Origin of the sequence: Microbacterium sp. Leaf161, from assembly GCF_001423645.1 — a bacterium.
Classification (GTDB): Bacteria; Actinomycetota; Actinomycetes; order Actinomycetales; family Microbacteriaceae; genus Microbacterium; species Microbacterium forte.
In genome coordinates this window covers 274,927-287,459 of record NZ_LMOW01000003.1, presented here as the reverse complement: position 1 = coordinate 287,459, position 12,533 = coordinate 274,927, and the positions used below count along the sequence as shown (strand labels likewise).

12 protein-coding genes are annotated in these 12,533 nt (G+C 68.0%); 9 read left to right on the top strand and 3 right to left on the bottom strand.

Translation table 11 applies throughout. The features are described 5' to 3' along the window. Positions 1 to 5: 5 nt before the first annotated feature. The 5 genes from ASF87_RS16640 to ASF87_RS16620 all read left to right on the top strand — a co-directional run bounded on the left by ASF87_RS16640 (position 6) and on the right by ASF87_RS16620 (position 4,881). Entirely contained in the window at positions 6 to 1,211 is a 1,206-nt protein-coding gene (locus tag ASF87_RS16640; protein WP_056377454.1) for a PucR family transcriptional regulator, read from the top strand. A gap of 104 nt (positions 1,212 to 1,315) precedes the next feature. Then, positions 1,316 to 2,236, top strand: a complete 921-nt coding sequence (locus ASF87_RS16635; RefSeq protein WP_056377452.1) for an ACP S-malonyltransferase — start codon at positions 1,316 to 1,318, stop codon at positions 2,234 to 2,236. After that, a complete protein-coding gene (locus tag ASF87_RS16630) occupies positions 2,233 to 3,234 on the top strand; it encodes a beta-ketoacyl-ACP synthase III (protein ID WP_042537516.1) in 1,002 nt (333 codons plus the stop codon). The genes ASF87_RS16635 and ASF87_RS16630 overlap by 4 nt, the downstream gene beginning before the upstream one ends. A gap of 69 nt (positions 3,235 to 3,303) precedes the next feature. Beyond that, positions 3,304 to 3,552 (top strand): acyl carrier protein, encoded by a 249-nt coding sequence (locus ASF87_RS16625; protein ID WP_017202249.1) that lies wholly within the window; start codon positions 3,304 to 3,306, stop codon positions 3,550 to 3,552. A gap of 90 nt (positions 3,553 to 3,642) precedes the next feature. Continuing rightward, the gene (locus tag ASF87_RS16620; protein ID WP_056377450.1) at positions 3,643 to 4,881 is read left to right on the top strand and encodes a beta-ketoacyl-[acyl-carrier-protein] synthase family protein; all 1,239 of its coding nucleotides are present in this window, start codon (positions 3,643 to 3,645) and stop codon (positions 4,879 to 4,881) included. A 62-nt stretch (positions 4,882 to 4,943) separates the two neighbouring features. Here ASF87_RS16620 and yczE read toward each other — a convergent pair whose 3' ends face one another. Beyond that, positions 4,944 to 5,609, bottom strand: a complete 666-nt coding sequence (yczE, locus tag ASF87_RS16615; RefSeq protein WP_056377448.1) for a membrane protein YczE — start codon at positions 5,607 to 5,609, stop codon at positions 4,944 to 4,946. 95 nt (positions 5,610 to 5,704) lie between these two features. Here yczE and yczR point away from each other — a divergent pair, with 95 nt between their 5' ends. Continuing rightward, complete coding sequence (gene yczR, locus ASF87_RS16610) at positions 5,705 to 7,108, top strand: MocR-like transcription factor YczR (RefSeq protein ID WP_056377445.1); 1,404 nt, start codon at positions 5,705 to 5,707, stop codon at positions 7,106 to 7,108. A 136-nt stretch (positions 7,109 to 7,244) separates the two neighbouring features. On the opposite strand, the gene ASF87_RS16605 is transcribed toward yczR, so the two are convergent. Then, positions 7,245 to 7,748: a DUF3145 domain-containing protein gene (locus ASF87_RS16605; RefSeq protein ID WP_042537526.1), complete on the bottom strand. Its 504-nt coding sequence runs from the start codon at positions 7,746 to 7,748 to the stop codon at positions 7,245 to 7,247. Between the two features lie 190 nt (positions 7,749 to 7,938). Further along, positions 7,939 to 8,712 (bottom strand): hypothetical protein, encoded by a 774-nt coding sequence (locus ASF87_RS16600; protein ID WP_042537528.1) that lies wholly within the window; start codon positions 8,710 to 8,712, stop codon positions 7,939 to 7,941. A 176-nt stretch (positions 8,713 to 8,888) separates the two neighbouring features. Here ASF87_RS16600 and ASF87_RS16595 point away from each other — a divergent pair, with 176 nt between their 5' ends. The 3 genes from ASF87_RS16595 (at position 8,889) to ASF87_RS16585 (ending at position 12,488) form a co-directional block, all read left to right on the top strand. Continuing rightward, positions 8,889 to 10,892, top strand: a complete 2,004-nt coding sequence (locus ASF87_RS16595) for a DUF262 domain-containing protein (RefSeq protein ID WP_056377443.1) — start codon at positions 8,889 to 8,891, stop codon at positions 10,890 to 10,892. Position 10,893: 1 nt separating this feature from the next. After that, positions 10,894 to 12,141: an alpha/beta fold hydrolase gene (locus ASF87_RS16590; RefSeq protein ID WP_056377441.1), complete on the top strand. Its 1,248-nt coding sequence runs from the start codon at positions 10,894 to 10,896 to the stop codon at positions 12,139 to 12,141. 65 nt (positions 12,142 to 12,206) lie between these two features. Next, the gene (locus tag ASF87_RS16585; RefSeq protein ID WP_056377439.1) at positions 12,207 to 12,488 is read left to right on the top strand and encodes a hypothetical protein; all 282 of its coding nucleotides are present in this window, start codon (positions 12,207 to 12,209) and stop codon (positions 12,486 to 12,488) included. The last annotated feature ends 45 nt before the right edge of the window (positions 12,489 to 12,533 follow it).

Below are 12,533 nucleotides of genomic sequence, written 5' to 3'. Positions count from 1 at the left end.
GCGGCATGGACAAGTCGGCCACGCTCACCTGGCTGCGCCGGATCTCCGGCGACATCGCCTCGGTGACGATCAAGCGCCTCGAGGACACACTCCCGTGGTACGCCGACATGCCACCAGCCCGCCGCTCTGCGGTCGGGCTGGTGGCTCAGGCGGGCATCACGTCGTTCATCCAGTGGTACGAGGATCCGACGTCGACGCCATGGATCGCCGCTGACATCTTCGCGGCCGCACCCAGAGAGCTGCTGCGCAGCGTCAGCCTGCAGCAGACTCTGCAGCTCATCCGAGTCACCGTCGAGGTGACCGAAGAGCGCGTCGCCGGAAGAGGCGCAGATCTCCGAGAGGCGATCCTGCTCTACTCCCGCGACGTGGCCTTCGCCGCGGCCGACGTCTACGCCAGAGCCGCCGAGGCCCGCGGTCTGTGGGATGCCAGGCTCGAGGCCCTCGTCGTCGACTCCATCCTCACCGGTGAAGCGGATGAAGAGCTGCCGAGTCGGATCGCCGCCTTGGGCTGGCACGGTCACGGAGAGGTCGCGGTGCTGGTCGGCACGACTCCCCCGCAGTTCGACGTCGACCTCGTGCGTCGCACAGCGCGAAAGCTCGCTGTCGACGTGCTCATCGGAGTGCAGGGATCCCGACTCGTGCTCGTGATCGGCCGCGCTCGGATCGCCGGCCAGGAGCCTGCCGAAGGCGAAGAGGAAGAACTCGGCTTCGAAGAGATCGCGACGCGACTCGAGCCCTCGTTCGGCCCCGGCTACGTCGTGCTCGGGCCTGCGGTCGCCGCGCTCGTCGACGCCAGTCAGAGTGCACGGGCGGCCCTCGCCGGATTCGCCGTGGCGCGCGCATGGCGCAGCGCTCCCCGTCCGGTCGACGCAGACGACCTCCTTCCCGAGCGGGCGCTCGCGGGCGATCCGCTCGCCAAGCAGACGCTGATCGAGCGCATCTATCGCCCTCTGCAGGCGCACTCCACTGATCTCGTGACGACGCTCTGGAGTTACCTCGACAACGGTCGCTCGCTCGAGGCGACCGCCCGCGAGCTGTTCGTGCACCCGAACACCGTGCGCTATCGCCTGAAGCGCGTCAGCGAGGTCATCGGCTGGGACGCCACGGGTCCGCGCGAGGCTCTGATCCTGCAGACCGCGCTCATCCTCGGCTCGATCGGCGCCGCAGAGCAGGTCAGGCGCCGGGCTCCCCTGCGTCGTCCGTCGCGCTGATCGGCGATCTGAGCCCCATCAGCTGTACGCCACACACAAGGGTTTTCTCGAATCTTGTGATGGATCATCCACCGCTCACGGCGGATCGTTGGCAGACTGGGGTTGTGATTGTCGTCGTATGCCCTGGACAGGGCTCGCAGACCCCCGGTTTCCTCTCCCCCTGGCTCGAGCTCGACGGTGTGGCCGACAGCCTCACCGCGTTCTCCGAGGCGGCGGAGGTCGATCTCCAGCAGCACGGCACGGTGTCGGATGCCGACACGATCCGCGACACGCGCATCGCCCAACCTCTGATCGTCGCCGCATCCCTGATCGCGGCGAACGCGCTCACGGCGCGTGCTGGTCGCCGAGCCGACGGTGTCGCCGGGCACTCGGTCGGCGAGATCGCCGCGCTCGTGGGCAGCGGTGTGATCGACGCCGAGACCGGCATGCGCCTGGTGGGCATCCGCGGTCGCGCCATGGCTGACGCTGCGGCGCAGACCCCCACCGGCATGAGCGCCGTGCTGGGCGGCGACGAAGAGACGATCCTCACGCGTCTCACCGAGCTCGGACTCTCCCCCGCCAATTACAACGGCGGCGGGCAGCTCGTGGTCGCCGGTGAGCTCGCAGGACTCGACGCCCTCGCCTCCGAGCCCGTCAAGGGCACCCGCGTCATCCCACTGCAGGTGGCCGGCGCGTTCCACACGTCATACATGGCCTCAGCCGTCGACGCTCTGCGCGACGCGGTCGCGACGGTGACCCCGGCCGACCCCCAGATCACGCTCTGGTCCAACCGCGACGGATCCGTCGTCGACGATGGCGCGCAGGCCCTGAGCCACCTCGTCGACCAGGTGTCGTCGCCGGTGCGTTGGGACCTCTGCATGGCGTCGTTCGCCGATCACGGCATCACCGGTCTGATCGAGCTCGCGCCCGCCGGCGCGCTCACCGGTCTCGCTAAGCGCGGTCTGCGCGGAGTCCCCTCCGTGGCCGTGAAGACCCCCGATGATCTCGATGCGGCCGTCGCGCTGCTGAACGGAGAAGCCGCATGAGCCCCATCCTGAACCAGGTCACCGGTCCCGCCTTCACGCGGATCTACTCCTTCGGTGCTGCCCGTGGCGAGAACGCCGTGCCGAACGACGACCTGATCGGCCCCATCGACTCGAGCGACGAGTGGATCCGCCAGCGCACCGGCATCGTGACCCGCGTGCGCGCCGACAAGGGCACGGATGCGATCGACCTCGCCGCGATCGCCGGCGCGGAGGCCATCGAGAAGTCCGGCGTTCCCGCCGACCAGATCGACCTCGTGATCGTCGCCACCATCAGCAACCCGAAGCAGTCGCCGTCGGTGTCAGCGATCGTGGCCGACCGTGTGGGTGCGAACCCGGCTGCCGCCTACGACGTCAACGCGGCCTGCGCCGGCTACGCCTACGCGATCACTCAGGCCGACGCGCTCATCAAGTCGGGCGCCGCACGCTACGCGCTCGTGATCGGCACGGAGAAGCTCTCCGACGTCGTCGACCCTGCCGACCGGAGCATCTCGTTCCTGCTCGGCGACGGCGCGGGCGCTGCGCTCATCGGTCCGAGCGACACGCCGGGAATCGCCCCCGCAGTGTGGGGTTCGGACGGCTCCAAGGCCGATGCGGTCGGCATGAACGCGACCCTGACCGAGTTCCGTGACGGCGAGGTGCCGTGGCCGACCCTGCGCCAGGAGGGCCAGACGGTCTTCCGCTGGGCCGTGTGGGAGATGGCGAAGGTCGCCCGCGAGGCACTCGACAAGGCCGGCGTCGAGCCGACCGACATCGCCGCGTTCATCCCGCACCAGGCCAACATGCGCATCATCGACGAGTTCGCCAAGCAGCTGAAGCTGCCGGAGTCGACCGTGATCGCGCGCGACATCGAGACCACCGGCAATACGTCGGCAGCCTCGATCCCCCTCGCCAGCCACCGGCTGATGGCCGAGCATCCCGAGCTCTCGGGTGGGCTCGCGCTGCAGATCGGCTTCGGCGCCGGACTCGTGTTCGCCGCCCAGGTCGTCGTCCTCCCCTGAGAACGCGCCGACTTTCCCTAGACTGTTCCACGGTTCCGAATACAAACCCGTAAGAAAGAGGAAGACCACATGGCTTTCACCAACGATGAGGTCCTCGCAGGCCTCGCAGAGCTCATCACCGACGAGACCGGCATCAACGCTTCCGAGGTCGCCCTCGAGAAGTCGTTCACCGACGACCTCGACATCGACTCGATCTCGATGATGACGATCGTCGTCAACGCCGAGGAGAAGTTTGGCGTCACCATTCCCGACGACGAGGTCAAGAACCTCAAGACCGTCGGCGACGCTGTCAACTTCATCGTCGCAGGCCAGGAGTAATCCTCGAAGGATGCCACCCCCGCACTGTCGGGGCGTGGCATCCTCCGCCTTGCCCGCTCTCTGCTCGACCCGCCTGACAAGGAACCACACATGACCAAGCGCATCGTCGTCACCGGCATCGGCGCCACGTCCGCCATCGGCGGGACAGCACCCGAGAACTGGACGAACCTGCTCGCAGGCAAGTCCGGCACCCGCACCCTCGAGCACGACTGGGTGCAGCAGTACGAACTTCCCGTCACCTTCGCAGCCGAGGCGATCGTCCGCCCCGAAGAGGTCCTGCCCCGCCACGAGGCGAAGCGGCTCGACCCCTCCTCGCAGTTCGCGCTCATCGCGGCACGCGAGGCCTGGGCGGATGCCGGTTCTCCAGAGGTCGCTCCCGAGCGTCTCGGAGTCGACTTCGCCACCGGCATCGGCGGCCTCTGGACCCTGCTCGACGCGTGGGACACCCTGCGCGAGAAGGGCCCCCGCCGCGTGATGCCGCTGACCGTGCCGATGCTCATGCCGAACGCGGCGGCCGGCAACCTGTCGCTGCAGTTCCAGGCCCGCGCCTACGCGCAGACCGTCGTCAGCGCCTGCGCCTCGAGCACCGAGTCGATCATCCACGCCTTCCACCACCTGCAGGACGGTCTCGCCGACGTCGTGATCGCCGGTGGCACAGAATCAGCCATCCACCCGATCACGATGGCATCGTTCGCGTCGGCGCAGGCTCTGTCCCGCCGCAACGACGACCCGGCCACGGCCTCACGTCCCGGCGCGATCGACCGCGACGGCTTCGTGATGGGCGAGGGTGCAGCCGCGCTCATCCTCGAGACCGAGGAGCACGCCAAGGCACGCGGCGCCAAGATCTACGGCTACGTTCTCGGCGGTGGGGTCACCGCTGATGCTTACCACATCACGGGCAACGACCCCGAGGGCACCGGAGCCGCACGAGCCGTCACCCAGGCGCTCGACGAGGCCGGCATCACCGCCGACCAGGTCGCGCACATCAACGCGCACGCGACGTCCACCCCTGTGGGTGACCCCAACGAGTACGTCGCGCTCAAGAAGGTCTTCGGCGAGCGGATCGATGAGATCCCCGTCTCGGCCACCAAGGCGTCGACCGGCCACCTGCTCGGCGGAACGGGAGCCCTCGAGGCGATCTTCGCGCTGCTCGCGCTCCGCGACCGCGTCGCTCCGCCGACCATCAACATGACCGAACCCGACCCGGCTGTGCCGTTCAAGCTCTCGGGCGAGGAGCAGCCTCTCGGCGACGGCCAGCTGTTCGCGATCAGCAACTCGTTCGGCTTCGGTGGCCACAACGCCGTCGCCGTCTTCGCCAGCGCCGACTGACCTGCAGCGATGACGAAGAGCGGCCCCCGGGTATCCCGGGGGCCGCTCTTGTGCTTTCAGATCTAGTGGGCGGTCGCCCGCGCGAGCTGCCGGGATCTCGCCGCACGGACTCGAGTGGTCCATGGCAGGAACCAGCCGATGAGCGGTCCCACGCCGAAGGCGAAGAGCACCGTGCCCACGCCGACCGGACCACCGAGCAGGAAGCCGATCAGCAGCACGCTGCCCTCGATCAGGGTGCGCACGAGCCACACCGGCCACCCGGTGCGACCCACGAGCCCCGTCATCAGGCCGTCCCGCGGGCCGGGACCGAAGTCCGCCGCGATGTAGAGCCCGGTGGCGAAGGCGAGCAGCAGCAGTCCCGCCACGAACATCGGTGCCCCGACCCAGATCGATGTCGGTGCGGGAATGACGGCGAGAGCCAGATCCGCGCTGGGCCCGACGAGCAGGGCATTGAGCAGGGTGCCCAGCCCGACGCGCTGCCGCAGGGGGATCCACAGGAGCAGCACGAGCACCGAGACCAGCACGGTGACGACGCCGTATCCGATCCCCGTCTGCCCCGAGACGCCGAGAGCGAGGACATCCCACGGAGCGACGCCGATGCCTCCGCGCACCATCAGACCGAGGGCGACGCCGTAGAGGAACAACCCCACGAGCAGCTGCACGATGCGCTCGACGACGTCGCGTCGACTGGTGGCGCTGATCGGGAGGAGAACGGAACGAAGCTGCATCTCTCCATGCTGGCCCACCCATCCGTCTGGTTCACGAGACCACTCGGCGAGAAGTGGCCTGCTTTCTTCAGTCCACTTTGCGGCATCATGGAGTCATGACCTCACGGCTCGTCCAGCAGCTCGGTGCCCACAACGTCGCCGGCGCCACAGCCAAGGCCCTCGCAGAGCACATCCGCGCATTGATCCTCGACGGTCGACTCACCGTGGGCGAGCGACTGCCGAGCGAGCGATCGATCGCGATCGAGCTGCGGCGGTCGCGTTCCACCACGACCCGTGTCTACGACCTCCTCGAGCGCGACGGCTACGTCTCTCGTCTGCACGGGGGCGGCACCCGCGTCACTCTGCCGCACACCGCAGTCCCGGCCGGCGGCGCAGCAGACGAGTCGGCCATCGACCTGTCGATCGCGTCGATGGATTCGACGCCTGGGCTGTACGACGCGACAGTGCGGTCACTCCCTCGGCTCGCCGCCATGCGCGGCACCAGCGGCTATTCACTGCAAGGGCTCCCCGAGCTGCGGGAGGCTGTCGCGCAGCGCTTCATCGAGCGGGGAGTGCCGACCGATGCGGACGAGATCATGATCACGTCCGGCGCGCTCAACGCGTTCAATTTGGTGCTCGCCTCGATCGGCCGGCGGGGCGAGCGTGCGCTCGTCGAGCAGCCCACCTTCCCGCATGCGCTCGAGGCGCTCCACCGCCACGGGTACCGGCTGCTGCCGACGCCGGTCGATGTGACGGGATGGGACGAGGGCCATCTCACCGACACCCTGCTGCGCGGACGCCCCCACCTCGCGTACCTGATCCCCGACTTCCACAATCCCACGGGGGCCACGCTCTCCGACGCCGAGCGGACACGCATCGCGGCCACGGCTCGGAGCGTCGGCACACACCTGATCGTCGATGAGACGACCGCCGAGCTCGACATCGATCGCAACTGGACCCCGCTTCCCTTCTCCGCCTTCAGCCCGCATGTGATCACCGTCGGCTCGATGTCGAAGATCGCCTGGGGAGGCATGCGCATCGGCTGGATCCGGGCGGACCGCTCGGTCATGGCCCGTCTGCTCGCCACCCGTCCCTCGTTCGAGCTCGGCACCGCGCTGCTCGAACAGTGCATCGCCGTCGAGCTGCTGCAGGAGATGCCGGCGCTCACCGCGCATGTCGCGACACGCCTGTATGCCGGCCGCGAAGCCGTGGCGGCAGGACTCGGCTCCTTCGAGACCATCTCCATGCCGCCCACGAGAGGCGGACTCTCCGCATGGCTCGACCTCGGCGCCCCCGTGTCGACCGCCCTGTCGCTGGCCGCGCGTGCTCACGGACTGATCCTTCCGCCGGGGCCGCGGTTCTCGACGGGCGGCGTGCTCGAGAGGCGCCTGCGGCTTCCGATCACCCTGCCGCCTGAGCGCACTGCCGAGGCGATGGGGCGACTGAGACTCGCGTGGGAGGACGTCATGACGGGGGGCCGCGCGGCGGGGGCCGAGATGCCCCGCTCGGCCGTGATCTGACAGACGAAGACCCCGTCCCGGATGTTCGGGACGGGGTCTTCGTCATCTGTGGAACGGGGATTCGCCTTCTCAGCGTCCGGGATCGCGCACCGGCATCCGATACTCGCGCCTTCCCGTTCCAGGTCTGTGGGTCCGCCTAGCCGACCTTGTGCAGCCACACCACGCGGGCGTCGTCGCTCGCGTGACGGAACGGCTCCAGCTCCTCGTCCCAGGCGGAGCCCAGCGCGATGTCGAGCTCACGCTGCAGCTCGGTCGCGCTGCCTGCGGCGATCTCCATCGCGTAGCGGATGCGGTCCTCGCCCACGACGATGTTTCCCGCGGCATCCGTCTGCGCATAGTGGATGCCGAGGTCGGGCGTGTGCAGCCAGCGTCCGCCGTCGCTGCGAGGTGTGGGATCCTCGGTGACCTCGAAGCGGAGATGCTCCCACCCGCGGATCGCGGTTGCAAGAGCGGCACCCGTGCCGACCGGTCCGTCCCAGTAGAACTCGGCGCGTCGAGCGCCGTCGAGCACCGGCTGGTCGCTCCAGTCGAAGTTCACTGCGCGACCGATAGCGCGACCGACCGCCCATTCCAGGTGCGGGCAGAGCGCGCGAGGTGCAGAGTGGATGAACACCACTCCGCGTGCGTAAGCCGTCGCCATGATCTCTCCGTTTCATCAGGTGCGTCTTCCCCAACGACCTGAAACAACGAGAACTGGCGTGAATATGCGGTTGTGGGCCTATTCTCGCCCAGACCAGGCGAAATCACAAGCATGTGATTCACACGACGAAGGCCCCGGTCACGCGGGACCGGGGCCTTCAGACCGCGAACAGCGGTTGATCAGACGAGGATCACGCCTCGCTCATGGCCTGCTTGACCTGCTGTCCCTTTGCGGCGTAGTACGCGGCGCGGGCGGCGTCACGGCGGGCCTGCTCGGCGTATCCGGCCTCGAGAACCTCCTGCGGGACCTCGACGTTCGGCACGTCCTGCGTGCCGTGGTACTTCTCGATGTAGGCGTCGAGCTCGGGGCCGGACGTCCACGACGTGATGAGGCAGTAGCGCGGCTCCGTGCCCACGTGGGTCGCGGCGTGCCACAGACGCTGCGTGTCGACGATGAGCTGAGCGCCCGCCGGCAGAGCGATGCGGTACTCGATGCTCGGGTCGGTGCGGTTCTCGCGCAGGACGAAGAAGCTGTCCTTGTCGTCGCTGAGGTTGAAGAACCCGCGGACGACCCAGCCGGTGCCGTCGGGGTTCAGACGGTTGTTGTCGTCCTGGTGGAGGTTGTAGAGGCACTCGCCGTACGGGGTCGGCTGCAGCTCGATGACGCGGCAGCGACCGACGTTGGCACCGGGCTCCTGCGCGCGACGCGTGAGGTTGGGGGCCTTGGCGGTCTGCGAGTCGATCCAGACGCCGTCCTTGTCGGTGCGCGGCGGCTTGTGGTTCCAAAAGCCGTTGCACTCGATCTCGCCCTTGGCGCTGGCGAGAGGGGCGAAGCGGGTGTCACCCGACGACTTCCAGTCGTTGTACTCGATGTCGAGCCACTCCTTGGGGTCGAGCTCCTGGTTGTAGCTGTCGAGAACGACGAAGCCCTTGTCTTCGAGGGCAGCGGACTTGATGTATCCCATGATCTGAACCAGATCCTTTCATCGGGGGCCAGCACGTTTTAACAGGCCCTGATAAGGCAAGCCTAACAGGGCACTTCTGGAGCGCCGCCGAGGGCCGCCGTGAATAAGCGAATAGACTGAATCGGGCGCCTGGCGACTCCTCGGCGCACGGCGTTACGGGAGGACGAGACACCAGCATGAGCACTGCGACCAACGTCGAGGCGACAGCTGTCAACACGATCGAGTGGCTCGCAGAGGACTCCACGACCATCGTCGTGCCGGTGTACCAGCGTCAGTACAGGTGGGACATCGGCGGCTGCGAGCAGCTGCTCTCCGACGTCCGGGCCGTCGCCCGTGAAGACTCGTCGCACCGTCACTTCATCGGGTCGATCCTCTCGGCCGCCGACGACAGCGAGGCCGACACCGACCTCGTGCTGATCGACGGCCAGCAGCGCATCACGACGCTGATGCTGCTGGTCGCAGCGCTCCGGCATGCGGTTCAGGACTCCGATCCCCTGCTCACCGCCGATCTCGACCGGGTGCTCGTGCGCCCGGACGACCCCGATCGCACCAAGCTGCGCCCTCACGACGCGTGGGCCGAGCTGTACGAATCCGTGGTGCTGGAGCGCGATGTTCAGGCAGAGCGCGAATCGCGGTTCGATGACAATTACGCGTTCTTCCGCAGCCAGGTGCACGCCGACGAGGCGCCGCAGATCTGGGCGGGTCTGAAGAAGCTCGAGCACGTCTCGATCACCCTCGGCGCCGACGCGAACGCGCAGCAGATCTTCGAGAGCCTGAACTCCACCGGCGAGCCGCTGCGCGATCACGAGCTCATCCACAACTACATGCTGATGGGGTTGACCCACGCCGAGCAGCTCGACGTCGAGGCGCGGTTCTGGCTCCCGATCGAGCAGCACACCGGTGAGACCATCGGCGCGTTCTGGCGGCACTACCTCGTGATGACGACGGGGCGCGAGGTGGCGGCCAACGGCGAGCACGGTGTCTACAGCGCGTTCCGACAGTCCTTCCCCCGCGTCGACCTCGATCACCTGCAGGCGGATGCCGAGGTCTGGCGCCACTACGCCGAGATCTACGGCATACTGCTCGACCCGTCTCTCGAGCGCGACCCCGAGATCGCTCGGCAGCTGCGATACGTGAACACCTTCGGCCGCGCAGCCTATCCGCTGGTCCTCAGCGTCTACAGCGATCACTCCCGCGGGCTCATCGGCCGCGACGAGCTCGTCGAGACGCTCGAGTGGATCCAGACGATGTATCTGCGGCGCACGCTCGTCAACCTGCCCAACGAGCGACTCGTGGCCCGCCTCTGCCGAGCGCGCGCGAACGGAAGAGAGGCCCTGGCTCGAGCGTTCGCCCGGATCACGCCGTCGGACGAGCGCGTCAGCGCCGTGCTGAAGTACAGCGAGCTGCCGCATCCGGCCTATGTCCTCGGGCGGCTCGAGGGGGTCGACGACTCTGACGAGTTCGATGTGGAGCACATCGTGCCCACCGTGCCCAGCGACAGCTGGTCGGGCGACGGCCTGCGCCCGTGGATCGACTACTCGGACGACGAGCGCAATGCGCATCGCGCGCTCGCCCCGACACTCGGCAACCTCACTCTGCTCGAGCAGTCCCTCGCAGAGCGGGTCTTCGGAGAGTCGTACTCCGTGAAACGCGACGCGGCGTATGCTCGCAGCTCCGTCCCCGAGACCCGTGCACTCGCTGCCACGGAGACGTGGGGAACGGCGGCTATCTCTCAGCGCACGATCCGACTCACCTCCGATCTGCTGAGGATCTGGGCCCGCCCCGCGCTGCCAGAGATCGACGACGACGGGCTCACGCCCATCCTCGACGCCGTCCGCCGACGCGGGTGGCCGGCCGGGTGGGAGCGCGAGTTCGAGTACGTCGAGTACCGCGGAGAGCGCTGGGAGGTCTTCGACGTCAAATACCTCTTCAACCGTGTCTTCCGTCGCGCGTGGACGGACACCCGCGATGCGGCCGTGTCGTACTGCGCCACCCACGGCGGCCCGATCTACGAGTCGATGGCCTGGAAGGGTCAGTGGGATCAGCTCGACGACACCCATCACCTCTACATGGGCTGGGATTCGAACTACATGATGAACGCAGTACAGGGCGTGCTTCACGAGGCGGACATCGCCTCGGAGGTCTTCGTCAAGTACTCCTACATCGGGAATGTGATGTGACATGACGACAACCATCCGCCGCCTCCTCGACCTGACAGTCGAAGAGCACACGCTGACCGTCCCTCTCGTGTGGGGAGATCCGGCAGACACCCGCACGATCGACATCTTCGCGCGAGTCGTCACACGCGAAGGAGGCGAACGCCTCCCCTATCTGGTCTTCCTGCAGGGCGGGCCGGGCCACGAGGCCCCCCGGCCGTTCCACTCGTCGACGTCCCCCGCCTGGCTCGACGAGGCTCTCGCGCACTATCGGGTCGTGATGCTCGACCAGCGAGGCACGGGACTCTCCACGCCGGTCGGCGATGCCGATCTCGACCGCGGCTCCGCTGCGGTCGCCGAGTACCTCACGCATCTGCGCGCGGACTCGATCGTCCGCGACTGCGAGGCGATGCGCGAGCACCTCAGCGCGGAGACGTGGAGTGTGCTCGGTCAGTCCTTCGGAGGATTCACGACCCTGGCCTACCTGTCGTCCGATGCGGACTCGCTCGCCGATGTCTTCATCACGGGCGGACTCAGCACCGTCGACCGGCACCCCGACGATGTCTACGCGCTCTGCTACGACAAGATGCGCGCCGCCTCCGAGCGTTATTACCGCCGGTTCCCCGAGCACCGCGACGTCATGCGCCGCCTGGTCGATCAGGCGGCGGCAGGCGAGATCGTGCTTCCCGACGGCGAAGTGGTCTCGCCGTCACGGCTGCGCTCGGTGGGTTCGGCGCTCGGCACGAACGACGGGTGGCAGACCGTGTGGTCGCTGCTCGAGCGCGATCCCGCGTCGAACGCGTTCCGCCATGATCTGATGCACGCCATGCCGTACGGCGGCCGCAACCCGCTCTACTTCGCGTTCCACGAGTCGAGCTACGCGAGCGGGCACGCGACGCGCTGGTCGGCGGAACGCACAGAGCCGCAGGATTTCCGCGATGACGTCACACTGTTCACGGGCGAGCACATCCGTCGCGAATGGACCGAGACGGTGCCCGCCTTCCAGCCGTGGCGCGACGTCACGCTCGCGCTGGCGGACTTCGAGTGGCCGCGGATCTACAACGAGGTCGCCATCTCCGCCTCCGGTGCGACGGGCGCTGCCGCCGTCTATGTGAACGACGTCTACGTCCCGATGGAGTTCTCACTCGAGACCGCGCGCCTGCTGCCCGGCGTCGAGCTCTGGGTGACCAGCGAGCACGAACACAACGGCGTGCGCTCAGGCCCCGTGCTGACGCACCTCATCGACCTCGCGCACGGACGTCGCATCCGCTGAGCATCTCCGCCGGAATCCTCCTGCAGAGGGATGCCGAGGCGGCGAGAGCCGCATAGCCTGGTCTCATGGCCGACGCACTCGGGATGCTGCTCACGATCGCGATCCTCCTCGTCGTGGTGATCGCGATCGTCGTGGTGATCGTCGCCGTCTACGCGAAGGCGCCGCTCGAGAAGAAGTACGAGAGCGCAGGCGGTGGACTCGGCGGTTCGTTCGACGCGATCTGGATGCCGTCGGCGCACGAGGCCGGGATGGAGCGCGACCGGCAGACCAAGCGCACCGCGCCGGCGCCCGCTCCCGGCGACCCGCCCAGCAGGATCGACGGGGAACGCATCATCATCGACATCTGACCCCGCGATCCACCGGGATGAGACGACGAAGGCCCCGTGTTCCGA